Genomic DNA, 24,729 nt, shown 5'->3' with positions numbered 1-24,729 from the left:
CATTATTTAGAGACTGTCATGTATTACTTAGAGACTGTAACAGGGGTTAATTTACCCCCGTCAGTCAGAGTATAGGTTTCACCCTCAAGCCAGCTATTTTTACTGTCTTCCGCATCATAGTAGACAGTATATCCATTGTCTTTAATATTAGCCAGTGTGGAATCCTCGTCTGCCAGGCTCGTTAGACAAGAATTTCCGGTTACATTCCATTCACTCGTAGAGTCCAGAGCAAGGGACATCGAGTTTGCTGTGTTTTCTGCATTTATAGACCCTGTCAGGCTGGTGCTGTTCTGAAGTATCAACGCGACCGAGCTGATATTATCACAGGTAATGTTGCCGACCAGGTTTTCATTCTCTGCCTTAAAGGTCACAGCACCGCCATTTGATCCCTTATTGCCCCACCTGTCAGCACTGGCTGTTAAAAGAGTGCCTGATATGGCGGTTAAATCCGCACCATTTAACTCTATTATTGAGTTTGTGTTCGTGATATAAAACAGAGGACCTGCTGCTGCCGTAAGCGATCCGCCGTTCATAGTAAAGATGCTGGTACCCACCTTGGCATCTCCAGAGAAGCTCTGATACAGCATTGCTCCGCATTTTTTCGCACCCGATAGAGTAACATCCGTAATGGATATGGAGTTCTTTCCTTCTATTACGGCAGCTTCTGACCCGGTAGCTGTAATTACGGAGTCTGAGACCTTTATATTTCCTGTTGAGTAAATACCAGGAGAGCCTTCCCCTGATGTGGTCATGGTTCCGCCTGTAACGGTTACATTCCCGCTGCCGCGGTCTGTTGCAATTGCTGCACAATGCTGCCCTTCGGTGGTGATATTCACATCAGTGCAGGTTATGCTGCCGGACATAGTCGCGTCGACGCCCCTTGAACCGTCTGCTGTGGTTTTGATAACTACATCAGACAGAACAACAGAAGACCCTGAACCTGTCGCAAAAACACCATTGGCACCATTGGCACCTGTGTTTACCGTACAGTTAGTTAACTTTATTGTACTGCCTGATTCTGCAAGCACTGCGGCATTAAGGCCGTAAAAGTCACTATTTTCATTAGATGAAGTTTCTCCGGTCTTTGTTATTACTGAATCTGACAGAGTAAAAGTTCCTGCATCAGTAACTTTTATACTGCTCTCATCACTGTTTGATGCAACAATTGTCTGATTTGACTGGGCTGAAGTTCCTCCACTCTGTGCATACGCCCCGTTAGTCGCCCCGACGGAATCGGAACTCTCTGAAATGTTGGATTCGGATAAACATCCACAGCCGGAGAGTGTAATGAGTAGAATTATGCTGGTGATCAGTAACAGAGATGCTATATTCCGAGATATGAGATGATCGTCCATTATTATCTTCCGTATATGGTGCTGTTATGAATAAGATTTCAAGAAAAATTGCAAAGACAATTGTTCACATTTCAAAATAGTCAGTAAAAAATGGTTGAAAAAAGGAAAAGATAAACCCTTCCTGTTTGCTTCCTGAGCTTCATTCAAGACCTGGTAGTGTTTCGGATTAGCTGAACAGGGCTTTCAGGCTGTTAATGAGCTTTCCAAAGAAACCGGTTTCGGAGGATGTGTCTTTATCAGCACCTTCTGCAGAACCTGTATTTTCCTGCTCAGCAGGAGTCTGCTCGGGCATTCCCTGTTTTTCCACACTTGAGTTTTCACCCATTGCGTTTTTATCCCTTTGATTGGCTTGCTCGGGAATTTCGGGGCGCCCTTCAGACATATTTCCGGAACCCTGAAGAGGGGCCTGACTTCTGTTCTGACCCTGTCCTGGACCTGGGCCCATGCCAAATCCAGAAATACTCTTCAATTCTTCAGGAGCCTCTTCGAGCAGGGCATCAAGCTCTTCCCTTATTGTCTGGAGATCGGTTTCCGTTTCAGCTGCGGAAATTTCTTCTTTGATCGATGTAAGCTCGCTTATCATCTCTTCAGCCGATGAAAGGGTATCAGCATCAAGATCTTCGGTGGAGTTCTCAAGAGCTTCTATCATCCTTTCAACGGACTCGACCATTCTGCTCTGCATAGTCTCAAAATCTTCCTCAGGTAATGAAGGCTGTGTGTTTTCCTCCCCGGCAAGTGCACAATTTGGAACTATACTGAACATTATCAGTAACACACAAAATATGGAAATTTTTTTCTGATTAAAGAATTTATCCAGATCAAAAAGTTTCATGTATATGACCTCAAATGGATATTCGAACATGGATTAAACTTCGTAAGATGTTATAGAAACAAACCAGGAAAAATCCATGAAAGAATCCTGAAGGCAACGATGCCAGAAAAAGTGGAGATGAATTATCTCCCTTATATCGTATTCCGGCATTATTTGTTGTGTACTTAGAGGGGCTTTCTTCAGGAAGTCTTTTCGATTTATTTGTGGATTAATCTGCTCCTGGTATGAATTATGTAACTAACTATCTCCTAACGTAGATTTTTTTGGGTTTCTTAGATTGGATCTCAATTAAGAGCTTTTAATCGGTTATAGGGAGAATTCAGGCCTCTTTATTGTTTTTCTGCTGAATTCCAGGACATGCCGGCATCTTGCCGCAGCCTCCCTGCTGCTGCATAGCCCTCTTTCCTTCCTGCAGGGGGCCTTTTTCAGATTTCATTTCAGAGGACATTATTTCTTTGAGATCGTCAAACGACTCCGCTGCGTTGATATCTTCTATCAAAGCATTAAGTTCTGTAATTTTATCATTGAGTTCCGTAAGATTCTCATCAGTATCGTCGGTGGAGTTTTCACTCTCGCTTACTCTGGCCTCAATGTGTTCAATTTCTTTTTCTATGGATTCAACAGCCTGAGTTTTCATATAAGTTAATATGACTTCTTTCAGTTCAGCTGCGCTGGAAGTTTCACTTACGTCAGCGGACAATTCTTCAAGCTCAATTATCTGTTCATTGAGCATAGAAGTCATGTTTTCATCAGTTGTGTTTTCCAGCTTCTCGTTGAGCACCTCAGTCATATTTCCGATGGAATCAACTATTTCAGCCTGGACCTCAGTAAAGTTATCATCAGTTACGTTCTCGACTTCAAAGAAGCAGGGGAAGCACATTTTACCTGGGAATCTGCCATTTTCACATGGGACCCTCCCTTCAGCTTTTGCCTGCCTTTCTGCAAGTAATACTTCATTCAATTCTTCAGCAGTTGAAGCCTCACTTACATTACTGTACATATTTTGAAGTTCAGCAATCTTTTCGCTAATTGAATCCAGGATATTGGCCTGAATTTCTGTGAAATTTTCTTCGGTTATGTTTTCAGCAGGACAGACCATACCATGCATCCCATAGTGCCCTGCTCCCCCATGTCTCATGCCTCCTGGTATCATCTTTCCAAATCCGTCATCTGTTGAATTTGTTTGATTTGCACAGGTCCCGTTTTCTGAAGCAAGAGCACCAGAAGGAATAATACTTAAGACCATCAGTACCACTGCAAAACTGGCAACTGACTTTATTGATTGTTTTTTCACAGTATATACCTCCGTTAATTACTCGTTTAATTTACTTTGTTTGATCAAGGCAGCTTTTCACCGCTTGATATTGCAGTAATCAGCTGATTTAAATATAAGCTTACTTTCAGGAATAGAGAAAAATATGGATTTTAATTTAGAAAAAAAGCTTTTATTAACCCATAATCTAAGAATTAAGCTTAAAATTAGAATTTAATGCTTATTAAAGCCAAAATAATCCGCATAATCAACATAGGCAAATTTATACATATGTCAGGTGATAGGCTGGCATTTGAATGAAGAAGATAAACTCAGGATCAGAAAGAGATAATATCAACAATGAGCTTTAACCGGAGCACAGAAACTATAAGACTGGCAGGATCAATTACAAATTTTGCCCATACCTGTATCACCATTTCTTACCTGCACGTACCATGCTCAAAATTTCCGGAGTTTCGGGCACTCAGAACCTCATATTTAAGAATTATAAAGCATTAAATGTGAAAATAAGCTCTCTTAAAGGGTGATTTTTAAACCAAATACCTCAAAAGAGAGTAAGTATGCTTTTATCTTTATATCCAGATACAGCATCTTCGGTCAGGAATATCCTGATGGTACGTCATCCAGCCCAATCTCACCCAATAAACCCTCAAATGCGCTTTCACACCGTGTTATTTCATGTTATGCGGCTAGAAATACCCGGCTGAAAAAATAATCGAGACCATATGTACTGTAGACCTGCAAATGACGGCCAGGGATATTTCTGACCATATATGATTAAATGCGAGTATAGAAATTATTAAGCTATCTTTAATTCAGACATACCAGAGATAAAAAAATGCCTGAAAACCCGGAGGAAAAATTGTTGATCCTGCAAATTTCCGAAGACTCCCGAAAAATTGCCCGGATTCTTTCTAATGAGACTTCGATCAGGATTCTCAAATTACTTGACAGAAATTCAATGTCTGCAGCTGATATCGCAGATGAACTTGGAGTGCGCCTTAATACCCTCAAATATAACCTGGATTCTCTTCTGGAAGTCGGGCTGATAAGGGTAAGGCAGGTAAAATGGAGCAGGAAAGGGAGAGAAATAAAGGTATATGAAACAGTTGGAAAAACGATTATCCTTTTGCCCGGGAAGAAAAGTCCGGATATGTCTCTCATATTAACTATGCTCAGAAACACAATATGAAAAGTCCGGAGGGGAAGAATGCTTCGGAGTTTTCAGGAATCTATTGTGAGACCGGGATGTAAATGTATAAAAGTATACATTTTCGAGTAAAATTCTCAGACTTGAACCAAATTTTAATATATAAAAACAATAAACCAATGTATAGTCCAGCGATTATTAACAGAAGGCATAGACCAGTATGAAAATAAAATTCTTGTCCTTAAAAATCTTGTCCTTGATTCTAATACTTGCAGGAGTTCTCGCAACTTCAGGTTGTGTTGAGTCACAGGCACATCCTTTTGCATATAAACATCAAGGGGACCTTTACAGAAGCATATTTTATCCCTACGCCGGACTCCTTAAGGGAGAAGAGATGCCAGGTCCTCAAGGTGCACCTTCAGGTCTGCCTGAAGTCCAGGATTCATCCCGCATTCTTCAGGATGCGGCGTTCATGCTTGGCGAGAACATCGAAAAAGCAGAAGCTATATCTGAAAGGCTTGAGCCAGGAATTCAGTACCTCAAGGACCAGGGAAAGGACGTGAGCAGGCTTGAATCCCTGACTGAAGAATACAATGGTTATGTAGAAGATGCAAAACATTACCTTGAGCTTGCAGAATCTTCATCAGGCGAAGACGAAAACACAATAAAGGATAATCTTATTCAGTCACAGAATAGTATGGTCCAGGCCAGCCTGGTTCTTAAAGATATATTTGACGAATTCAAGCTCGTGATGCCCGGGAGTGAAGAGTTGAACGAAACAGCCCGGCTCAATGCAACGGGTGAAGGGAAAGTTGCCCTGATGGGCAGTTTTGATCTCAAGCTTCACCTTGAAAATGGTGAAATAGCAGTAATGTCCCCGGACTCAATTATCAAAATCGAAGGGGATTATGTACTTGAAATTAAAGAAGGACATGATATTCCGGATAACATTTTTGTATATCATATACAGTCTGCGGATCTGGAAGTTTCCGGCCCTCGCAAGACAATCATGCTTAATGGTGAAAATATTACTGTTGAGGCAGAGGGAGAAGGATATGCTTCCTTCTTTGGAAACGGAACCTATAGCGTTGAAAACAACGAAATGAAGAAAGAAGGGCAGTGGGCAGCAGATTCGTTATTTGATCAGCAGGGAATGATCCAGGAACCAGAGAAGAAGGGAGATAAGGAACCAGAAAAGAAGGGAGATAATATTCACCCGGTGGGTATGCATGGTCCGGAAGCAGGAATAAAAGAAATTTCATTGAGGAAAATAAAATTTATCGAGATGAATTTACTTTATTAAAGAGAATTCGTAAAGTTATGGAAAAGATATAAGAATAAAATCTTAAAAATAGTGAACTCAAACCGTAACCGGGTTTCCTGATAGAAATGAATCTGAATGTCTATATTATCTGCGTTGCTGCTCTGGCACTTCTTGCAGTACCTGCCATAGCAGACAACAACACAGCCACGATTAATGGAGGAGTGTACAGCTGGGACACCTTCGAACCTCTGGAAAATGCTCTGGTTGAAGTAAACTCCACACCTTCCCAGTCCATGGTGGCGAGATATGGCCTGTACTCTTTTGAACTGGAACCCGGAGATTATCTTATTACAGCCAGTTATTATGAAAACAGTACCCTAATTAAAGCAGCCGAGAAGGCTATTGAAGTTAAAGGGAATGGGAGCTATAATGTTGATCTTCTGCTCGTTCCCGTTTATTCAGAACTTATGGAGAGTTCAGAATCAGGAGAAAAAACTTCTGAAAATCCTGAAGAAAATGACACAATAGCTGATGTAAGTGCCACTGAAACCAGTGGAACTAATGGCGTATCCACTTCTTCAACAATTTATTACTTCATTGCAGCCCTTATGTTGTCTTTACTTCTGGCTGGAGGCTACGCTTTCCAGAAACATAAAATTACAGAAAAAAAGGCGCCCGAAAATAAGAGACTGAAAAAGCATCATCCTGAAACAAATAAACTTGAAAAAAGCAGGCTTCTGGAAGAAAAGGCAGAATATGAAACCGAAAGACTTTCCGTGCCTGTGAGCGCGCCTGAAATATCAGCAAAAGAACCCGCCAAAAAAGTAGAGCAGAAAACCGAAATGGAAATCCCGGTAAAGCACATAGAAACTCAATTTCCAGAAGGTTCAGGCTTCAATGTAGAAATAGAAGACAAGGAAGCCTTTGCTGAAGAAATGCCTCCCGACGAGACAGATCTTGAAGAAACACTCCTTAAAGAACCTGTACCGGAGCCAGAGCCGGGAAAGATGCTCGAGACAGAGACCCCTGCAGTTAAAAAGAATCTCCCCCTTCCATCAGACCTTCAGGAAATTATGGACATAATCCGGGGCCAGGGCGGACGGATTACGCAGAAAGACCTCCGCAGCAAATTGAAGTATTCTGAAGGAAAAGTCAGCCTCATGCTTGCAGACCTTGAAAGAAGAGAGCTGATTGAAAAATTCAAGCGGGGACGCGGAAACGTTATAATCATTCGGGATGAGGAAAGATAAAGTTCAATCCACATCCCTAACTTGTTTTAATTCCCATCTTTATATTTCGCTAACTCTGATATTTCGCTGACTCTAATATTTCGCTGACTCTAATATTTCGCTGACTTTGATATTCCTTTTTTTCTACATCCTTAATCCAGGTTGGTATATTTTGCTTCGATGATCTCATCAGCCTTTACTTTTTCATTTATACCGAAACACTTCTTTGAATTTGACACTAACCAGGCCCAGTGCAGTACAAGGTGGATAGTAAAGAAGACCAGTGATAAAATCCCAATCTTCACATGAATAAACTTCCAGAAATGGGACACCCCATATCCGTCAATCAGCAATAATATACCTGAATAACCTACCAGCACAAACTGAATGAGGAAGGCGAGGTCTACGACGTAATTAAGTTTTGTTCGATTCATACTGTTACTCCGTTGTAACGTTTAAATTTATATCAGCCTTAATATCTATATTCTATTTTTATAATTAATTCTTCAGTTAATACTATCAATTGCGGCTGCGCTGTTAACTCAGCTTACCGCTGTACAACCCCCTAATTGCCAGAAAAAGAGATAAATATACTTACAAAAAAGGAGGAGAAAAGCAATCTATTTTTAAATTCAAGGCTATATTAAAGCATTAATCAAGATTTAAAAGTTTCTTATAGACCCTAAACCTTAATGAAATAATATTCGGCTTTTTTATTCTCAAAACCACCAGGTTAGAAAAATCGAACACATATAATAAATTTTTGAGGCTATCATGAACATGTAAAAATAAAAATGTCCGGTATACTTTTCCCGATCTTACAAAATCATAATAGATCTGCCAGCCTTCTAGCGGCTCTTCCAATAAAAGGACTGTAATTGAGTTTACTTCCGCTTTGCTTCACCAAATCTAAAATTTATCCCATGTTTTTACTTGCTGACCTTTCTCTCATTTCATCTGCAAGACCGCTCTCCTTCGCCGGACGTTAAAGAATGAACCAGTATATCTATTACTGCTGCACTGGTCAAGAGTTTTGAATCAATTAATTAACCAAAAATTAGTCCTCTTGAGGTAGCAAAGCGAATATTCTAAACCAAAAATTAGTCCTCTTGAGCGCAGCGAAAAGGACAGCGAGCTCCCGAATCGCAACTCGGGCGAATCGCAACTCGGGCGAATCGCAACTCGGGCGAATCGCAATTAGGGAATCGAATAATCGTGACAGATAATAATACTTTATATGGATCACAAATACTGATTAAAGGAGATTTAAAGAATAAATTGTTCCAAATCCTCTTAGAAAAGCTTCATTGCTAAATTCATTGAATATATTTCCTTTTTTGAGTTAAGTATGCTTTTATTATTAAATGCCCATGATGGGGTTGACTGCCTCAAGTCCCTCCTGAGCAGTCAGCTGACAGAGCGCCTGTCTAAAAGGCGTTTCAGTCAGAGAGGAGTAAACAGGACTAACACCTGGCAAGATACCTCGCCACCAGAAAACTGGAAACCCTTCACAACACCCAGGTGTTACCTGTTCAGGAACAAAGGAGAGGAGCAGTCAAAACAGAAACCCTACACCCCAGAAGATGAGGCGCCAGCATCATGCAGGTGCCTCATTGACCTGTCAAAGACCTCATTAAACCACATCGAGTCTAATTGGGCCAGATCATGAGGTCCAACTAGACCACAACAAAAGATATCATACTATGTATTACAATCACAGAAACAACAAATAAAGTAAGTTCTAAGTTGCCACCAATCTGACGCCCTGGGGAAGGGCTTCAGATCTTAGCATAAAATGGTAGTGAGAAATGATAGGGGGGGCAGAAGAACGAAAAAAATCAAATTCAAGCTACTCTGAAAAGATTCAGTTCAGCCTGAAAAATTACACCAGATATGACTGGCTTTTAGAGGTATTCGATTCATGACACTTAGCGAAATAATAGAAACATTTAAAACGAAACTGAATCCCACAAAAATTATGAATTCGCTCGAAAAAGCGGCGAGTTTCAACGATGAATTAGATAATGTATCCGGGGGTAATGATCCTGGGGAGGGTCTAAACAACAATCCTTACATCAACTCAGCAGATGGTTCTTTCAAAGTTTCAGGAACAAACAGAATCACCCAGAATGAAAAGGATCCGTTGATCAAACTGACCGATGTCTGGAAAATATACCAGATGGGTGAGGCCGAGTTTGCAGCTCTGAAAGGGATAAACCTGGAAATCTACGAAGGGGAGTTTCTGATTGTCCTGGGTCCCAGCGGAAGCGGAAAAAGTACACTTATGAATTTGCTGGGCTGCCTGGATATTCCATCAAAAGGAACAGTTTTCCTGAATTCAAAGGACATATCGGAACTTGACGAATCCGAGCTTGCCCGCATCCGCGGTCAGATGATAGGATTCATTTTCCAGAGTTTCAACCTTCTTCCCACACTGAGCACGGAAGAAAATGTTCTCCTGCCTATGGAATTTCAGGAGGAAGACAGGCAGGTAGCCCGGAAAAAAGCAGCATATCTGCTTGATATCGTAGGGCTCTCGCACAAAAAACAGAACCTTCCTTCCCAGCTCTCTGGAGGCCAGAGGCAGAGGGTTGCAATAGCCCGTTCTCTGGCTGTAAACCCGCCTATTATCCTGGCAGACGAACCTACAGGAAACCTGGACACAAAAACCGGGGACTATATCCTGGAATTTCTGGACGGGCTTCACGCAAGAGAAGGAAAAACAATCATCATCGTTACCCATGACCTTGACCTGGTGAAATACGCAACCAGAGTTGTATACATCAGGGATGGAGAAATTGAAAAAATCGAAGAGCGCAAGAAAAACGAACCAGATACGAAAAACGAACCTAATCTGAATTGAGGAATAAAAATGAGAAAATTTTCTTTACTAACAGCTTTGCTGTTATTTTCAGTATTCATATACCTGGGAGCTGGAACAGCACTGGGCGCATCCAACGGAAATATAAACTCTTCAAATCTGCGGGTTAACCTGACAAACCAGAACCCTGACACTGCTCGCCCCGGAGAACCTGTTGAACTCACTGTCAGTGTCCAGAACGTGGGTACAAAGGATGTAAAAGATATTACTGTAACCGTCAATCCTGAATACCCTTTTACCGAGATTTCAGGACAATCCCTTAAAAAAAGCATTTCTTATCTGAATGCAAGGCAGGACGACGATGAAGGAGGAGTCCTCAAATTCAAGCTCATGACAGATTCCAATGCATCTGCAGGTACATATGATGTGGATATCGTTACGACCTATAAAAGCGGATCCGGATCTTCATCAACCACTTACACAACTAAGAAAACCGTTACTATTGATGTGAGGGGCAAAGAATATGCCCAGATTGTAACCATTGACAAAGCAAATATTGACATTGCAAAAGAAGAGACTCTTGAGTTCATAGTAACAAACACCGGAACGTCACCTCTGAAAAACATGGTTATTTCCTGGACCGACCCGGAAGGCGTTATCCTCCCTGTCTACTCTGATAATACAAAGTACATCAAATATCTCGATGCAGGTGAATCAGTAAATGTTACTTACGCCGTAATGGCAGATGTAAATGCAGATCCTGGACTTTACACTCTGGATATAAATCTCAAACTTGAAGACTACGACTCAAATGAGCAAACTATCAATACTACAGCCGGAGTTTTCGTAGGCGGAGAAACTGATTTCGATGTATCGTTCTCTGAAAGTGATGAGGGAGAGATTTCGCTTTCAGTTGCAAACGTGGGAAACAATATCGCATACTCAGTGAAAGTGTCAATTCCGGACCAGGAAAATTACAAGGTATCGGGAAGTTCCTCAAAAATTGTAGGAAATCTGGAGAAAGGAGATTACACAATTGCTTCCTTTGACGTAAGCAGTTCAGGTAGCTCAGAAGGAGCTCCAGGTGGTCAGGGAACACCGGGTGCTGCACAAGCTGCTGAAAGTGGAAACTTAACTGCTGCTTCTGTTGAAAACAAACCCCTGAAAGTCCAGATTGAATACACGGATGCAAAAGGAGAAAGAATAACCGTTGATAAAGAAGTAGAACTTGAGATTACCGGCGGATCTATGACGACACCGACAGGAGGACCAGGAAACCGCAGTGGAATCAGTTCGTACCTGCCATATATTGCAATAATAGTCCTTGCAGGCGGAGCATTTGTTTACCGGAAAAAAATACAGGAAAAGATACAGTTAATGAAAGAGAAAAAATCCGGGAACAAGAAGCCTGACGAACAGAACTCCGACCTTAAAGCTCAGTGAGACTGAAAAATAAACGGTAGAAAACGGAAGGATGCGAAATGAGAAATTCAACCTACCTGAAAATGGGCCTGAACATGCTTGTGCACAGCAAGCTCCGTAGCTGGCTGACCATTATTGGGATAGTTATAGGGATCGGGTCTGTTGTAGGCATCCTCTCCCTCGGGGATGCTATGGAAGAGCAGGTTCAGAGCAGGCTTGCTGAAATGGACCTGACTCTTATAACCATCTCTCCGGGATATACAAAAGCATCGTCAAACATGCCCGGTCCTGGAGGCGGAGGGCCAGGAGGTACGACAACTGATGTCGAACTAACCGATGATGACATTGACGCACTTCAGGGCCTGGACGGTATAGAGTACATTGCAGGGCAGATTTCCGGCAGCGAACCTGTGATTTATGCAGGGCAAAATGCAACTATGACAATCACAGGAGTCGACCCGCAGGTCTGGCAGTACATGACCACACTCGAAACACAGTCAGGAAGGCTACTTGAGCCGTCAGATAAATACGTGGCAGTTATAGGAAGCGGCGTTGCTACTGAAACTTATGACCAGGAGATTGGAATCAATCAGGTAATAACAATCAATGGAAAATCAGTAAGGGTTGTTGGTATCCTTACCGAAGAAGGCCAGGGTGACAGAAGCATTTACATGCCGATTGATGCGGCAGTAAACCTGATTGACGACGCAGAAGAAGATGTCTACGATACAATCACGGTAAAAGCCAGGAGTGAAGACCTTGTGGACGAACTGATGGAAGATATTGAGGAGAAGCTCATGATTTCAAGGGGAATTATCCGGGAAGACGACCAGGACTTCTCTGTCAGCGCCTCAAAATCTATGGCTGAATCCGTTACCGAGATGACGAGTTCGATGACCCTCTTCCTCGGAGCTATTGCAGCTGTGTCTCTCATCGTAGGGGCAGTGGGTATTGCAAATACCATGTTCACTTCTGTCCTCGAAAAGACAAAGGAGATAGGCACCATGAAAGCCATCGGAGCAAAAAACAGGGATATACTTATGATTTTCCTCTTTAACTCTGCAATGGTAGGGCTTGTTGGAGGCATACTGGGAGTTATCCTGGGCGCTTTCGTTTCAACTCTCTTCCCTTACCTTGGCATGAGCATGATGGGAGGAGGAAGCAGTTCAGGCCTGTATCTCGCACCTGATCTTATGGCTTTCGGGCTTATCCTTGCAATCGTAATCGGTGTGGCTTCAGGAGTGGTCCCGGCGTACAGGGCATCAAAACTAAAGCCAGTAGACGCATTGAGGTACGAATAACCTGAAAGAATTTGAAAAAAAGTGTCAATACTTTCTTAATTTTTTCTAAAAAAAGGCGAAGAATGGGATAAAATGAATCTTATCGACATGGGAGTTCTCTCAGAAAAAAGGAGAGATATACTCTTACTTATACAAAAGAAACAGGGAAGTTTTGAGGAGATAGCAGCTTTACTTGACATAAGTCCCATATCATTAAAGATTCAGATAAAAAAACTGTTAGACTCTGGACTTCTGGAAGAGGAAAGGGGAGAATATAAGTTATCAGATATGGCAGTGCCAATTGTCGAAAATCTGAAAGAGCTAATTGACTTACTGGCTTTCTTTGAGAGAAATATCGATTACTGGAAAAAACATGATCTTAACCCTATACCTGATTTTTTGCTGAGAAGACTTGAAGAACTGGACCAGTTTGAACTGATTGAACCTGATGAAGCCCATATATTCGAAATTCCGCAGAGGGTTATGAAGAATTTAAGGATTTCAGAGGAGATTTTTGCTTTCTTCTCATGCATGCACCCGGAAATCCCATCCCTTTATTCAGAATTTGCGAGAAAAGGAATGAAACTCACTTTATGTGTGACAGAGCCAGTAGCTGAAAGACTGCTAAAGAACTGCCCTGTTGAAATGAAAACACTGCTGGGAGCTGAAAACACGAAAATATTTGTTTGCAGCAGGGATGTAAATCTTCCTGCTTTTGTAGTGACGGAACGGTTTATGGCAATAGAACTGTCTCAGAATAACGGCAGACTGGACGGCCAGCTAATTACCTGTACGGGAGACAGGGCTTTGTATTGGGGGAGAGAGCTGTATAAATATTATGAAGAAGCTTCGGAGCCTTTAAGGGGCTGAACCAGAAGCATCTAGAATCTGAAGTATGAAATTTGGACTTTGTGTAAGAATGAAAAGGGAAACATTACCCTAAATTGAAATAAGATCAAACAGGATGGTAGGTAACAGAATGAAGGGAATTGGTATAATTTTACTGGCTGTCTTTTTAATGACAGCATCTGTCTGTGCCTGCGAAAACCTGGAGGCAGGAAATTCTGAGATTTCCCAGAAAACAGATTGCATAACCAGTATTTATGAGGCTATCTCCAGGGATGTTACTTCTGAGGACACTGTAAAAGGTAACATTTCTTGCTGTTCGCCTATTGGAAGCCGGATTTCGGACAGCAGAGTCTTCGATTTAATTAATTTCATTGAAAATGGTGACTATAGTTCTGGAAACTGGGACTGGAAACTCAGTCTGCCTGCAAGGCAGGTAAACATGATGCAAAATAGGCAGCCTGTGGTGCAGAATATCCCTCCGGTTTTCAGGAAGGAAAGCCCTGGACAGATGGCCCCTGATCTCACCAGGGGAGTGCCTGTAAGAAGGGGAATCCCTGACAGGGAGGAACTGGATAAACTCATGGAAAAACAGTCACTTCAGTATGAGAACATAACATCCACATCCAGTTACCAGACTTATGTTACCCCGGACGATGAAGCTGTAGAATCTTACCTCGAGGAAAATGACCTCGATGACAAATATGAGATTTACGATGCAGCCCTCACCTGGACCTGGGTATCAGATGAAACTCTGAATGATGAGGAAGAAAAGTGGCTCACACCTGCTGAATTCCTGGAAGATACACCTTCATATTCCAGCAACCCTGTTTATGGTAAACCTGCCAGCGATTGTGAAGAACAGGCAAATACTCTAGCTTCCCTTCTGATAGCTTCGGGAGAATACAACGAGAGCACGGTGAGAGTTGCCATAGGACAGGTTGACTTCGGAGACGTTAGCGGCGGGCACGCCTGGGTAGAGGTTTATGAGGACGGGGAATGGTTTCCTCTGGACCCGACTGACGGACCTTACTATGATGACGACAGTTCAGAACTGATACCTGCAGATTCATCAGAGGTCGACTATGATGAATACAAAAATAGTACATATCCGGTTGTGGAAATCTGGTACTACTACAATAACGAGTATTTCATAGATTTAGGAACCCGGTCTGGAAATGCACCGGTGTCATGGAATAACGTACCGAAAAGCTATCAGGGGATGAATTCGGGTCGGTTCTGATATTCCGACCCTGAACTTTTTTTGATTCAAGTTTGAAGTTATTCTTTTCTGCCGGAGAGGGGGATCGAAAAACCAAAGGTACTCCCTTTTCCGAGTTCACTTTCAAACCAGACAGTGCCGCCGTGAAGCTGTACAATTTCCTTCACAAGAGCAAGGCCAAGTCCGGTTCCCTGATACTTTTTAGACGAAGAAGAGTCTATCTGGCTGAAAGGCTTGAAGAGCTTATCGTGATCCTCTGCCGCAATACCTATTCCTTCATCTGAGACAGCTACATTGATAAAATTGCTGTTCTGCCATGCTTTTACCTTTACACAGCCGTTATCATTTGAAAATTTAACCGCATTTGTCATAAGGTTGGTGAGTACCTGCGTAAGCCTTTCCCTATCTCCATAAATCCTTGGCAGGTTCTTTTCAATCTCAAGCTCTATTTTTATCCCTCTGCTGGCAGCAAGTGGAAACAGCATATCCCGGACTTCAGCAAATGCTTCTGCCAGCCAGAACATGCTGTAGTGAAGTTGAAGGCTTCCGGCTTCTACTTTGGAGAGGTCAAGTATCTCGTTGATGAGGCTCAGCAGGTGTTTTCCACTGCTTGAAATATTCCCTACAGCCTTGAGCTGCCTTGCATTAAGTTCTCCATATACTTTTTCATACAGAAGGTCAGAAAAACCTATTATTGAATTAAGAGGGGTTCTAAGTTCGTGGCTCATGTTTGCAAGGAACTCGCTCTTGGCATGGTTTGCGATCTCTGCATCCTGCTTTGCACGGAAGAGCTCGATTTCATATTTCTTCCGTTCCGTTATTTCCACTCCGGTTTCCAGAACTGCAATGGGATTTCCGGTTTCGTCACACAGGGGCTTTGACCTGAGAAGCCATGTCTTTCCCTCCGGAGAGGTAAACTCCTGATCATTCCATATGGGTGCCTGAGATTGCTGGAATTTCTCTTTATCCCTAGCCTGCAGGTTGCCAGATGGAGGTTCTTTAGCTTCCCCGATTAGAAGATCCTGATTTTTAAGGGCAGCCTTGTTTGCCCAGCGAACTTTAAAATCCGTGTCCCTTAGAACCACAATCTCTTCGAGGGAATCGAGAATAAATTTTTTCTCATATTCCCGTGCCTTGATCTCCTGCTCGGCAAGTCTTATGCTGGAAAGCATATCGTTGATACCTTTTGAAAGCCTTTGAATCTCATCGTCCCCTTCCATTTCCAGCCGCTTTGAGGTATCTTTATCTATCTTTACCTTGCCAAGAAAATTGTCAATAGCAATTAACCTGGAAACAAGAAGGCGATCCAGACTGAACTTGGTTGCAGTTCCTATGGCAATTCCGCTGATCAGCAGAAAAGCGTAGATATAATTCAGAACCTTTTTGCCCTGTGAATAGAGTTCACGGGGATAATCGGCTCTCATGAGGGCTACAGGTTCTCCGGTAGTATTTCTTAATGCAAAATACCCGGCTACTCTTTCATCCCCAAGTATTCTAAAAACACTGCCCCTTGCATTTACAGCTTCATCAAATATGTCTTGAAAGTCCGGCGGCATTTCCTCGTTTAAAGTGAAGAGTTCAAGAGATGCATTGGTACGCTCTTCAAGAGAAGAGATGTAAGAGTCGTCAATATATTTTCCAAGAATAAGAGTCCCATCATAAGGACCTTTACCTATGCCGTTAAGAATTGGACGGCAAACGACAAGCATCGGCCCCTCATCAAGGAGGACGACTCCATGTATATAATCGGTATCGCTATTGGCTGTTAGGGTCCCACTGGCAATTCCCTCAAGAATCCCTTCAGGTACAGGAACCTCGGTTTCGTTTACCAGATCAACAGACAGCGGATAAATTATGTTTCCAGACCTGTTTACAAAAAGCATGACATTGAGGTCCAGACTGTAAAGAGTACCGTTGTCCAGATTCGAGTCTATGTATTTAGGGCTGGAGGTTTTAATGAAATTATAAGTATCATCCCACCAGGCCCAGTCCCTTGCTGTCCTGTCAATGGACAATATTTCCGAGGCTATTGCCTGTTCGATTTTTCCGGTATTTTTGGTGGTGTCCTGGGCTTCAAGGTCGGAGAAACTCGCCAGCAGGATGGTATGGGATGCGATTATTAAAAGTACAGTAAATAAAGCAAACATAGAGAAAGTAACTATCATCAGTTTTTTACTAACATCCATTACATCACCAACAAACTGCCGGAAGTAAAAACCTGCACCTGCAACATGGTATAATAATAAGTTCATCTATGAAACATGAAGTGCAGATATATACATCAAAAATAAAATCAAAAAATATATAAAGGTTGCTAATTCCGCATAATTTTTTATATGCTCCAGACGCATGTTCAAAATCAATACATTATTAGTTATTGAAGAGACATAGAAAAATACATTATATACTATTTCAGATTCTGAGGATAAACATTCGTGCATTTTATTGATGTTAGAATTATATACAGTTTTTGCCCTGACTGCATGATTTTCTCTACATAGAAAAAAGCAGGAATAAAATAAGAAATATTTTTGTGAAATCCCGGAATTCAGGGCAGAGGTTTAAAGAAAAATTCTTTGAAATATTTACCTTAAGCTTAAAGTTCTGAAGCTGTAAGCTGTGCACTTTTATGCTCAATTTAGCAGGTTAAATTAAAAATAAGCTAATGTTTTTCATGATGATTATTCAGAATTTTCTTTAATCAAATACATCCTGCTAATTAATTTTTTATTTTATGTAATTAAAATTACAAAAAAGTTGTGTTACAGAAGAAATTTTTCATGCAAGGTTTGCATTAAAAAGACCATAAATTTATTGATATTTTTTTCTGAAATCAAACCTGTTAATTTTTTTACTATCGGGGCAAAAAAAGTAATCTTGAGGCATAAACGTAAATATGACTTAAAAAAAATATAACCAATATACCCGGTTTCACATAATTGAGGTTTTTAGATTGATATTCAAGAAAATACCCATGAACATGTATGAGAATTTTCATAGGACATTCAGTGGAAGCAATCAGAATACTTTTAAGGTCTGCAGTAAATGTGGAGGGGCTTGCGAGCATAATAAAATAGGCACCCTGCTTCCTGGAGAAAAGGAATATATGGCAAAAAAAATGGGTATAAGTGTTTCTGAATTCAAACTCAGGTACCTGGACATTTTGAAAATGGGTGACGGTACTCTCATTCATGTATTGAAACTTGGAGAATTATGTCCTTTTTTAAACAGAAAAACTGAAGTGTGTGAGTGCAGGGATTTCAAACCTTTAATCTGTAAAATTTATCCTGTGATTTTTACAGTTGAAGCCGGGAAAGTAAATTTTACACTGGATGACTGGTGTCAGTTATCAAGAAAAGAAGTTTGCAGGAATTATTTCAAATCTGCAATCCCGCTTTTTTCCCGCCTTCCTATACCTGTTGAGTGGTTCAGGCATGTAGTAAGCTATGACGATCTCTGTTTCGATTACGACCAGTTAAGAGAATCCAGGAAAGGAAAAAGTCAGTACGCAGTTTTTACTCTGAGAGAACTTTTAAGCTTCCAGAGAGAGGAAGTGCCGCCCTATGAGATAGAAGCTTATGGAGCGGAAACAAGTAAGGTGGAGATGTATGTAATAAAAGCTCCATCCCTGGTTTTTGATTCCTGCCAGGAAATCGAGGAACCTACTTATTAAGCGACAGATGAAAAATTTCTGCCCGAAATCATTTATTTTTTAAAGAACTCTAAATCAGCTTCTATTCTCATTTTTCTCCTGAATCTTCAGATCCATCCAATTCTTTGTCCAGCAGGTTTACTTTATCATTGCCGTCGTTTTTGTTATTTCCGTATACAGGAATTGTAAAGGCAAAGGTACTTCCCTCATCTATTTTGCTGCTAAACCAGACCTGGCCTCCGTGAAGGTTAACAATCTGTTTAACCAGTGAGAGACCAAGCCCTGTGCCCTGGAATTTTTTTGAAGAGAATGAGTCTACCTGGCTGAAAGGTTTAAAGAGTTTGTGCTGGTCTTCATCTTTTATTCCTATTCCATTATCCCTGACAGTTACTTCTACAAAATCCCCTTTCTTTTCTGCTCTTACGTTTACAATTCCATTTTCATGCGAGAATTTTATAGCATTATCCATAAGATTATACATGATCTGAGCAAATCTGGCTTCGTCAGCACGGATAGTGTTAAGGTCCCTGTCCACATCGATATTAATTTCAATGTTTTTCCGGTCTGCAATAGGAGACAGCAAATTTTTCATTGAATTGAGCTTTCCAGCAAGTTCAAACTCCCTGTAATCAAGTTCGAGCTTTCCGGCTTCCACTTTGGAAAGATCAAGAATATCATTAATCAGGTTAAGAAGGTGCTTTCCACTCCGGGAGATGTTTCCTATGGCTTTTGTCTGTTTTTCATTAAGCTCCCCATAGATCTTTTCGTACAAAAGGTCTGAGAAACCTATTATTGAGTTAAGCGGGGTTCTCAGCTCATGACTCATGTTGGCCAGGAATTCGCTCTTGGTACGGTTTGCAACTTCTGCTATCTGCTTCTCATGGAGAAGCCTCTCCGCTTCTTTTCTTTCAGTAATATCCCAGCACGTCTGGAGAATCCCTATGATATTCCCCTGTTCATCAGGCACAGGAATTGCCTGCGCAAACCAGACCTTTCCGTCCTTTGCGGCAAACTCTCCTGATTTCTTCTCACCTGTAACAAAGATCTGTTCAAAATTCAGATCTTCAACCAGAGGGGCATTTATACCAGGAGCGTCCTTAAGACTGACTCCCTTTACCTTTTCAAGGTCCGTGTTCATATATTCGAGTGCAGCTTTGTTTGCCCAGATAATTTTAAGTTCCGGATCCACGAAAACTGCCAGTTCGTTTAGTGAGTCAAGCAGAACTTTCTTTTCTCGTGCCTGAGCTTTTAATTCCTGCTCTGCCAGATAAATTTCATTCAGCATCCCGTTTATTTCTCTTGAGAGGCGATATAGTTCATCATCGTCTTCCAGTGATAACCTTTTGGAAAGATCTTTTTCCGACCGGACTTTTGTAACAAAATCATCAATCTGTACTAATCTTGAAACAAATAATTTATCAAGCGCAAATTTGACTCCGACTCCTGTCATAAGTCCGGTCAAAAGCAGGAAAAAATACATGTAATTAAGGGTTTTTTTGCTGTGTAAATAAAGTTCTCTTGGAAAATCTGCCCTGATAAGCAGGGCAAGCTGACCATTTATGTCTTTTAATCCAAAATAACCTGCTATCTTATTTTCACCAAGAGGTTCAACCACAATTTTTTCCGGATTTTCCGAAACATTTTTGATTTTCATCTGAAAGTCCGCAGGCATTTGTTCGTCTGTCCTGTACATTAAAAGAGAAGATCGGGTAACTATTTTAAAAGATTCAAGTAAAGCATCATCAAAATATCTTCCGAAAATGAGAGTACCTTTTGAAGGTCCTTCATAATTTGTTGTGAGTATGGGGTGGCATGCAATAAACATGGGGTCTTCATCAAGTAAAACAAAACCGCTTATAGTGTCATTTTCTCCTTTTGTAAGAAGACTGCCATCTTCTATCATTGCAAGAAGTTTTTCAGGGACAGGGGCTTCTTCTACAGTATGGGTATTCACAGATTTTACATAAACAACTTCGCCGGAATTATCAACAAAAATCATAACATTAACATTAATTCCAGCAAGTGTCTGATTCTGCAGATCAACATCTATGTAGTCCTGATTTGTGTCATCAATAAACTGGTAGGTATCGTCCCAGCAGGCCCAGTCCTGAACAATATAATCAAGATAACTCTGCTCTGTAGCAACAGCGTTCTGCACCCTTTCTACATTCTCTAATGTATCAGTCTGTTCAAGCTCCAAAAAGTTGGACAGCTGCATGTTATGTGTAAATGTGAATGATGCTGTGAGAATTGTAAAAATTAAGAGGGTGATAATAAGAACTTTCTTGCTAATATCTATCGCGATACCCCCAACAGCTTAAAAGTAAAGAGGAGCTTGAAGGTTAATATATTGATTATTATTAAAAGAGTAGAAACTATATAAGAGTTAGTAAACATAATAAATAAATTTAAAAATGTATATCTTAAACTTCTTCTATTTAATTTAATAATTTCTGAAAAATAATGAGAAGGAACTTAAATAAGAAATATTAAAAACTTAATTTTTGGTATTTGACTACATATAGACCAAAATTATAATTTTTAAGAAATTTTGTTTCACGGTTTCCTGACGATTGCCTCCATTGCAGCAAGATAGGACTGCTCAGCAATTTCAGCACTTCCCTTGATATCAATAATTTTCATACCAAAGGTCAGGGCAAACTCCTGAACATTCTGATAAAAATCCGACTTGTATGGAATTCCGGTATTTATTTTTGCAGCCAGACAATACCCTGGATTCTTCAAATACCTGTAATTGAAATCCTTGCTTCCTGATTCCTTTTCCAGGCTTTTCCAGCTCGAAGCCCACATAGGAGTCAGATAAATGGTACCTTTGCCCCTGTATTCAAGCATGGCTCTGGCATAAGCATCGTTTCCTCCAAGAGCTGCACTGATACAATCTTCAACGGTTTCTCCGTCTCTGTCTTTCAGGAAAAAAAGAGGGCACTCAATATCTATAAAATCCTTTTCCAGATCTCCAAGAACATGACCGCAGGTTCCATAGAAAATAAGAATGCCGTCGGAAAATGCAGCCATTTCCCGGATGTTTTTATATACTTCGGACTTCAGCAGCTCAAGATCTGCATGAAGACCCAGCCTGAGGAGGTTTACAACCACATCTACTTTTTTTACTGCCTTTGACCTGATTTTCTTCGACTCGATTTTTTTATACACCTTTCCAAGGAACGGGAACTTCACAAGCACCTTTGAAATAGAATTAAAATCGGGATTAAATCCTGAATTAAGAAGCATCGGAACTCTATCCAGAGAAACTGTACGGGGAATATGATTTCCGGATCTGAGCTTGCGAAGGAAGCCAGAACTATTCCTGTTCTCCACAACTATCAGCTGCCTGATACCACAGTCTCTTGAAAGCACATGTACAAGTTCATCTTCGAGCATCCCGCAGGCAATAATACTTAATACAGGCATATTACGCGTAGATATTCCAGATTCACATTTATAGTTTAAGTTTCAAAAGCCAGCAGGGCAAAAATGAAAAAATCAAACAGTATTAAATAATTAAGCAAAAGCTGCGGACAGGCCAGAGGAGATGGCAGAAGTGTCAACAAAGAAATATTAACAAAATGGATAGTGCCAGTGAAAAAGATAATTTACAGCCTATCCATAATTCATCCTGCAATAAGAATTTTCCATTCAACTCATTTTCTAAGTCTTTCAGGAAGTTTTTTGTCAGGAGTAACTCCGTAGTATTTTGTCCTCGCCGCTCCCCAGATACAGCCGTTTTTCCCGAAGATCTTCAGCTCAAGATTCTGTATGGATTTGCAGACACTATTGCCTGCTCTTGCGCCTTTACAGACAACGCAGAGTTTTTCACAAAAAATTGGTGGCTTTCCCTTATTTTCAACCATTCCCTCACTCTCGATTGTTTTTATCTTCAGCTATGAATCTGTATTTTGGAGATTTACTTCTTTTTGAGAATACTTATTTACCTGCTGGCTATATGATGGGTATTTTAACCGAACAGAAGCATTTTCACAGAAGTTTTTTTCCAGCTGCAGGACCGGGAGCGCACTGGAACACATCGCTTATCCCGACTTCTATAAGGGTTTTTGCAGGAAGACCTGGTTTTGCAGCGTTCACAATTGCTTTCATCTTATCGAATTTTTCTCCTGAACTGATAAGTGTGGCTTTTCCTTTGATCTGGAAGCATCCGCCTGTTTCAGGGCCCCATACATAAATTGCAACGTTTGGGTTTTCTTTCAGGTTTTCAAGGGATTTAACCATGAAATTGTCTGCAATCCAGATCGTTTCATCGTCTACCAGCTTGCAGAAGCCTATGGGTACTACGTTAGGAACTCCCTCTTTTGAAGCCGTAGCAACAGGGAAGATCTTTACTTTAGAAAAAGCAGTTTTCATCTCTTCAGTTAACTTAACCATAATAATTCACCATCAGGATGATTTGCAGTACAAATTTATATATTTAAGCGTTAGAATTCTGTACCAGAAAGGTAATTTGTGTACTTTAATAACCTTTTCTGACTAAATACGTATTATCAGATGTTATTTAAGCTGAGAAGGGGATATTATAGATGTTTAAGGAGATCAGAGATTTAGGTGAAGAGATACTGGGAAAAATTGGGCATGAGCTCGGTTCCAAAAACGAAAAAGTTATTTATTGGAAAAACTGGCTGCAAATATACGAATTCAATTCTGAGTTCGCCGACGATCCTTATGCATGGCTTTCTGTCGTTCTTGCCTTAAAATCCGTTGCCTCCGGAAACTACGGTGTAGGAAGCATTCTAGTTGATGCAGGCGGAAAAGTGATTTCCCTGGGGCACAATCTTGTGTACTCTCCATATTTTAGGAGTGACCTGCATGGGGAAATGGTTGTATTAAACCTGTTTGAAAATGAACACCCGGAAATTACTACCCTGGAAGGCTATACGCTTTACACATCACTTGAGTCCTGCCCCATGTGCCTTGTAAGGCTGATTTCTTCAGGAATAAATACTATTCTGCACGTTTGCCCTGACCTGACAGCCGGGATGGTCGAAATGATAGATTTTTTACCTCCCCTCTGGAGAGATCTTTCAACACGCCAGACCTTTGCAAAGGCTGCGTGCTCTGAAGAACTTTCAAAGGCTGCAATGGAAATTATGCTGATTAATGCCGAAGAATTGCTGGAAGTCCTGAGAAAACGCAGTACTTGATTAGCCTGCATTTATCAGATAATCATGAAAAGGGATTTTACAGACGCTTAAAATATTGAAATGTATCAATATAAGTTTTTAATTTTTAAATAAAAACTTATTTTGGATCAGAAATTAAAATAAGTTATTGATTGCCCTTCTAGATTAGATAATCTTATATAAAATTTAGCACATACCATATGTGAAAATATATAATTTAGCATATATTTTAATATATATTTAGATTGTACAGGGGGAAAAAATATCAGAAAAATTGGACTTATTGCAGCATTGCTAATTGCAGTGGTTCTGTTTGCTTCTGGCTGTGCAGGCCCGGCAGAGGAAGTGGAAAATGAAACCGGTGAAGTAGTCGAAGAAGTAACTGAGGAAGCAGGAAGTATTGTTGAAGAAGCAGAAGATATAGCTGGCGAAAATGAAACCGAAGCAGCGCCGGATAAGAATATCATTCAAACTGCTGAAGATGCCGGTTCTTTCACAACTCTCATAACTGCTATAAAAGCTGCGGGGCTTGAAGAAACACTGAGCGGAGAAGGACCCTTCACGGTATTTGCCCCGACAGACGATGCCTTTAATGCTCTTCCGGCAGGAACGCTTGACAGCCTGCTCGAAGATCAGGAAGCTCTGACGAGGGTGCTTACCTACCATGTGGCTTCAGGAAAGTACATGGCAGCTGATGTGTTGAAAATGACATCCATTAAAACACTGGAAGGAAGTGAACTCCCGGTCAATACAACCGATGGTGTAAAAGTCGGGGATGCAAACGTCACCATGACAGATATAGAGACCAGCAATGGGGTAATCCACGTAATAGACAAAGTGCTGATCCCACCTGAATAAGCGCATTTATCAAAAAAATTTATAATTTTTTTATTGGTATGAAAGTACACTGTGATTTGAAGGGTACTTTCATTTCTTTAAGCACCTTTCATAATAATTTTATGCTCATATCTATATTATGGATCTTCTTTTGAAGCCATATTCAAAAATGTGGCCTTAAAACAGAAATAATAAAATATCGTTTTTTAGTAATACACTCGCAAAAAGAAATTATTCAGAAAGTTATGCTTGTCCTGTATCCGAACTCAATGCTATAATCCAGATAATAGACGATTTCGGGCTCTATTTTTATCATGATTGCATCCGGATCAGGAGGCAAATCTGCAATAACAGGGAATTTGGCTGCCATGATCTCCCCGACTTCCCGCAGCT

The 24,729-nt window shown here is 40.8% G+C and carries 21 protein-coding genes; 12 read left to right on the top strand and 9 right to left on the bottom strand.

The window, feature by feature from the left end; all coding sequences use genetic code 11:
- Positions 1 to 23: 23 nt before the first annotated feature.
- The 3 genes from PLL47_RS07915 to PLL47_RS07905 all read right to left on the bottom strand — a co-directional run bounded on the left by PLL47_RS07915 (position 24) and on the right by PLL47_RS07905 (position 3,481).
- A complete protein-coding gene (locus tag PLL47_RS07915) occupies positions 24 to 1,355 on the bottom strand; it encodes a hypothetical protein (protein ID WP_324445649.1) in 1,332 nt (443 codons plus the stop codon).
- Positions 1,356 to 1,521: 166 nt separating this feature from the next.
- Complete coding sequence (locus PLL47_RS07910; RefSeq protein WP_324445648.1) at positions 1,522 to 2,118, bottom strand: hypothetical protein; 597 nt, start codon at positions 2,116 to 2,118, stop codon at positions 1,522 to 1,524.
- 388 nt (positions 2,119 to 2,506) lie between these two features.
- On the bottom strand, positions 2,507 to 3,481 hold the full coding sequence (locus PLL47_RS07905; RefSeq protein WP_324445647.1) for a hypothetical protein: 975 nt from the start codon (positions 3,479 to 3,481) through the stop codon (positions 2,507 to 2,509).
- Between the two features lie 817 nt (positions 3,482 to 4,298).
- Here PLL47_RS07905 and PLL47_RS07900 point away from each other — a divergent pair.
- The 3 genes from PLL47_RS07900 to PLL47_RS07890 all read left to right on the top strand — a co-directional run bounded on the left by PLL47_RS07900 (position 4,299) and on the right by PLL47_RS07890 (position 7,124).
- The gene (locus PLL47_RS07900) at positions 4,299 to 4,652 is read left to right on the top strand and encodes an ArsR/SmtB family transcription factor (RefSeq protein WP_324445646.1); all 354 of its coding nucleotides are present in this window, start codon (positions 4,299 to 4,301) and stop codon (positions 4,650 to 4,652) included.
- Positions 4,653 to 4,866: 214 nt separating this feature from the next.
- The gene (locus tag PLL47_RS07895; RefSeq protein ID WP_324445645.1) at positions 4,867 to 5,913 is read left to right on the top strand and encodes a hypothetical protein; all 1,047 of its coding nucleotides are present in this window, start codon (positions 4,867 to 4,869) and stop codon (positions 5,911 to 5,913) included.
- Between the two features lie 86 nt (positions 5,914 to 5,999).
- Positions 6,000 to 7,124 (top strand): helix-turn-helix transcriptional regulator, encoded by a 1,125-nt coding sequence (locus PLL47_RS07890; RefSeq protein WP_324445644.1) that lies wholly within the window; start codon positions 6,000 to 6,002, stop codon positions 7,122 to 7,124.
- A 131-nt stretch (positions 7,125 to 7,255) separates the two neighbouring features.
- Here PLL47_RS07890 and PLL47_RS07885 read toward each other — a convergent pair whose 3' ends face one another.
- Positions 7,256 to 7,537 (bottom strand): DUF4405 domain-containing protein, encoded by a 282-nt coding sequence (locus PLL47_RS07885; RefSeq protein ID WP_324445643.1) that lies wholly within the window; start codon positions 7,535 to 7,537, stop codon positions 7,256 to 7,258.
- A gap of 914 nt (positions 7,538 to 8,451) precedes the next feature.
- Between PLL47_RS07885 and PLL47_RS07880 the strand changes: the two genes are divergently transcribed.
- The 6 genes from PLL47_RS07880 (at position 8,452) to PLL47_RS07855 (ending at position 14,715) form a co-directional block, all read left to right on the top strand.
- Positions 8,452 to 8,772 (top strand): hypothetical protein, encoded by a 321-nt coding sequence (locus tag PLL47_RS07880; RefSeq protein ID WP_324445642.1) that lies wholly within the window; start codon positions 8,452 to 8,454, stop codon positions 8,770 to 8,772.
- A 252-nt stretch (positions 8,773 to 9,024) separates the two neighbouring features.
- On the top strand, positions 9,025 to 9,966 hold the full coding sequence (locus PLL47_RS07875) for an ABC transporter ATP-binding protein (RefSeq protein WP_324445641.1): 942 nt from the start codon (positions 9,025 to 9,027) through the stop codon (positions 9,964 to 9,966).
- Positions 9,967 to 9,975: 9 nt separating this feature from the next.
- Complete coding sequence (locus PLL47_RS07870; RefSeq protein WP_324445640.1) at positions 9,976 to 11,367, top strand: COG1361 S-layer family protein; 1,392 nt, start codon at positions 9,976 to 9,978, stop codon at positions 11,365 to 11,367.
- 38 nt (positions 11,368 to 11,405) lie between these two features.
- On the top strand, positions 11,406 to 12,647 hold the full coding sequence (locus PLL47_RS07865; protein WP_324445639.1) for an ABC transporter permease: 1,242 nt from the start codon (positions 11,406 to 11,408) through the stop codon (positions 12,645 to 12,647).
- 72 nt (positions 12,648 to 12,719) lie between these two features.
- Positions 12,720 to 13,496 (top strand): helix-turn-helix transcriptional regulator, encoded by a 777-nt coding sequence (locus PLL47_RS07860; protein ID WP_324445638.1) that lies wholly within the window; start codon positions 12,720 to 12,722, stop codon positions 13,494 to 13,496.
- A 94-nt stretch (positions 13,497 to 13,590) separates the two neighbouring features.
- Positions 13,591 to 14,715, top strand: coding sequence for a transglutaminase family protein (locus PLL47_RS07855; RefSeq protein WP_324445637.1), 1,125 nt, complete (start codon positions 13,591 to 13,593; stop codon positions 14,713 to 14,715).
- 38 nt (positions 14,716 to 14,753) lie between these two features.
- Here the strand turns inward: PLL47_RS07855 and PLL47_RS07850 are convergent, their stop codons facing one another.
- Entirely contained in the window at positions 14,754 to 16,946 is a 2,193-nt protein-coding gene (locus PLL47_RS07850; RefSeq protein ID WP_324445636.1) for a sensor histidine kinase, read from the bottom strand.
- Between the two features lie 854 nt (positions 16,947 to 17,800).
- On the opposite strand from PLL47_RS07850, the gene PLL47_RS07845 reads away from it, so the two are divergent.
- The gene (locus PLL47_RS07845; RefSeq protein ID WP_324445635.1) at positions 17,801 to 18,367 is read left to right on the top strand and encodes a YkgJ family cysteine cluster protein; all 567 of its coding nucleotides are present in this window, start codon (positions 17,801 to 17,803) and stop codon (positions 18,365 to 18,367) included.
- A 67-nt stretch (positions 18,368 to 18,434) separates the two neighbouring features.
- On the opposite strand, the gene PLL47_RS07840 is transcribed toward PLL47_RS07845, so the two are convergent.
- The 4 genes from PLL47_RS07840 to PLL47_RS07825 form a co-directional block, all read right to left on the bottom strand.
- Complete coding sequence (locus PLL47_RS07840; protein ID WP_324445662.1) at positions 18,435 to 20,651, bottom strand: sensor histidine kinase; 2,217 nt, start codon at positions 20,649 to 20,651, stop codon at positions 18,435 to 18,437.
- Positions 20,652 to 20,902: 251 nt separating this feature from the next.
- Complete coding sequence (locus PLL47_RS07835) at positions 20,903 to 21,778, bottom strand: DUF1638 domain-containing protein (protein WP_324445634.1); 876 nt, start codon at positions 21,776 to 21,778, stop codon at positions 20,903 to 20,905.
- Between the two features lie 230 nt (positions 21,779 to 22,008).
- Positions 22,009 to 22,218: a hypothetical protein gene (locus tag PLL47_RS07830; RefSeq protein ID WP_324445633.1), complete on the bottom strand. Its 210-nt coding sequence runs from the start codon at positions 22,216 to 22,218 to the stop codon at positions 22,009 to 22,011.
- 124 nt (positions 22,219 to 22,342) lie between these two features.
- Entirely contained in the window at positions 22,343 to 22,747 is a 405-nt protein-coding gene (locus PLL47_RS07825) for a pyridoxamine 5'-phosphate oxidase family protein (RefSeq protein WP_324445632.1), read from the bottom strand.
- A gap of 152 nt (positions 22,748 to 22,899) precedes the next feature.
- On the opposite strand from PLL47_RS07825, the gene PLL47_RS07820 reads away from it, so the two are divergent.
- Together PLL47_RS07820 and PLL47_RS07815 are read left to right on the top strand one after the other, a co-directional pair.
- On the top strand, positions 22,900 to 23,520 hold the full coding sequence (locus PLL47_RS07820; RefSeq protein WP_324445631.1) for a nucleoside deaminase: 621 nt from the start codon (positions 22,900 to 22,902) through the stop codon (positions 23,518 to 23,520).
- A gap of 270 nt (positions 23,521 to 23,790) precedes the next feature.
- Positions 23,791 to 24,357: a fasciclin domain-containing protein gene (locus PLL47_RS07815; protein ID WP_324445630.1), complete on the top strand. Its 567-nt coding sequence runs from the start codon at positions 23,791 to 23,793 to the stop codon at positions 24,355 to 24,357.
- Positions 24,358 to 24,729: the final 372 nt, after the last annotated feature.

The sequence above is a fragment of the Methanosarcina sp. genome, from assembly GCF_035390745.1.
Taxonomy (GTDB): Archaea; Halobacteriota; Methanosarcinia; order Methanosarcinales; family Methanosarcinaceae; genus Methanosarcina.
The sequence above is the reverse complement of the archived record's forward strand: the minus strand, read 5'-3'. Positions and strand labels throughout refer to the sequence as shown.

Bases quoted from the DNA above. Each gene is read 5' to 3' on its own strand.
- PLL47_RS07915 (WP_324445649.1), bottom strand. From the start codon at position 1,355: ATGGACGATCATCTCATATCTCGGAATATAGCATCTCTGTTACTGATC.
- PLL47_RS07910 (WP_324445648.1), bottom strand. From the start codon at position 2,118: ATGTTCAGTATAGTTCCAAATTGTGCACTTGCCGGGGAGGAAAACACA.
- PLL47_RS07900 (WP_324445646.1), top strand. From the start codon at position 4,299: ATGCCTGAAAACCCGGAGGAAAAATTGTTGATCCTGCAAATTTCCGAA.
- PLL47_RS07890 (WP_324445644.1), top strand. From the start codon at position 6,000: ATGAATCTGAATGTCTATATTATCTGCGTTGCTGCTCTGGCACTTCTT.
- PLL47_RS07885 (WP_324445643.1), bottom strand. From the start codon at position 7,537: ATGAATCGAACAAAACTTAATTACGTCGTAGACCTCGCCTTCCTCATT.
- PLL47_RS07880 (WP_324445642.1), top strand. From the start codon at position 8,452: ATGCTTTTATTATTAAATGCCCATGATGGGGTTGACTGCCTCAAGTCC.
- PLL47_RS07875 (WP_324445641.1), top strand. From the start codon at position 9,025: ATGACACTTAGCGAAATAATAGAAACATTTAAAACGAAACTGAATCCC.
- PLL47_RS07870 (WP_324445640.1), top strand. From the start codon at position 9,976: ATGAGAAAATTTTCTTTACTAACAGCTTTGCTGTTATTTTCAGTATTC.
- PLL47_RS07865 (WP_324445639.1), top strand. From the start codon at position 11,406: ATGAGAAATTCAACCTACCTGAAAATGGGCCTGAACATGCTTGTGCAC.
- PLL47_RS07860 (WP_324445638.1), top strand. From the start codon at position 12,720: ATGAATCTTATCGACATGGGAGTTCTCTCAGAAAAAAGGAGAGATATA.
- PLL47_RS07855 (WP_324445637.1), top strand. From the start codon at position 13,591: ATGGTAGGTAACAGAATGAAGGGAATTGGTATAATTTTACTGGCTGTC.
- PLL47_RS07850 (WP_324445636.1), bottom strand. From the start codon at position 16,946: ATGAACTTATTATTATACCATGTTGCAGGTGCAGGTTTTTACTTCCGG.
- PLL47_RS07845 (WP_324445635.1), top strand. From the start codon at position 17,801: ATGGCAAAAAAAATGGGTATAAGTGTTTCTGAATTCAAACTCAGGTAC.
- PLL47_RS07835 (WP_324445634.1), bottom strand. From the start codon at position 21,778: ATGCCTGTATTAAGTATTATTGCCTGCGGGATGCTCGAAGATGAACTT.
- PLL47_RS07830 (WP_324445633.1), bottom strand. From the start codon at position 22,218: ATGGTTGAAAATAAGGGAAAGCCACCAATTTTTTGTGAAAAACTCTGC.
- PLL47_RS07825 (WP_324445632.1), bottom strand. From the start codon at position 22,747: ATGGTTAAGTTAACTGAAGAGATGAAAACTGCTTTTTCTAAAGTAAAG.
- PLL47_RS07820 (WP_324445631.1), top strand. From the start codon at position 22,900: ATGTTTAAGGAGATCAGAGATTTAGGTGAAGAGATACTGGGAAAAATT.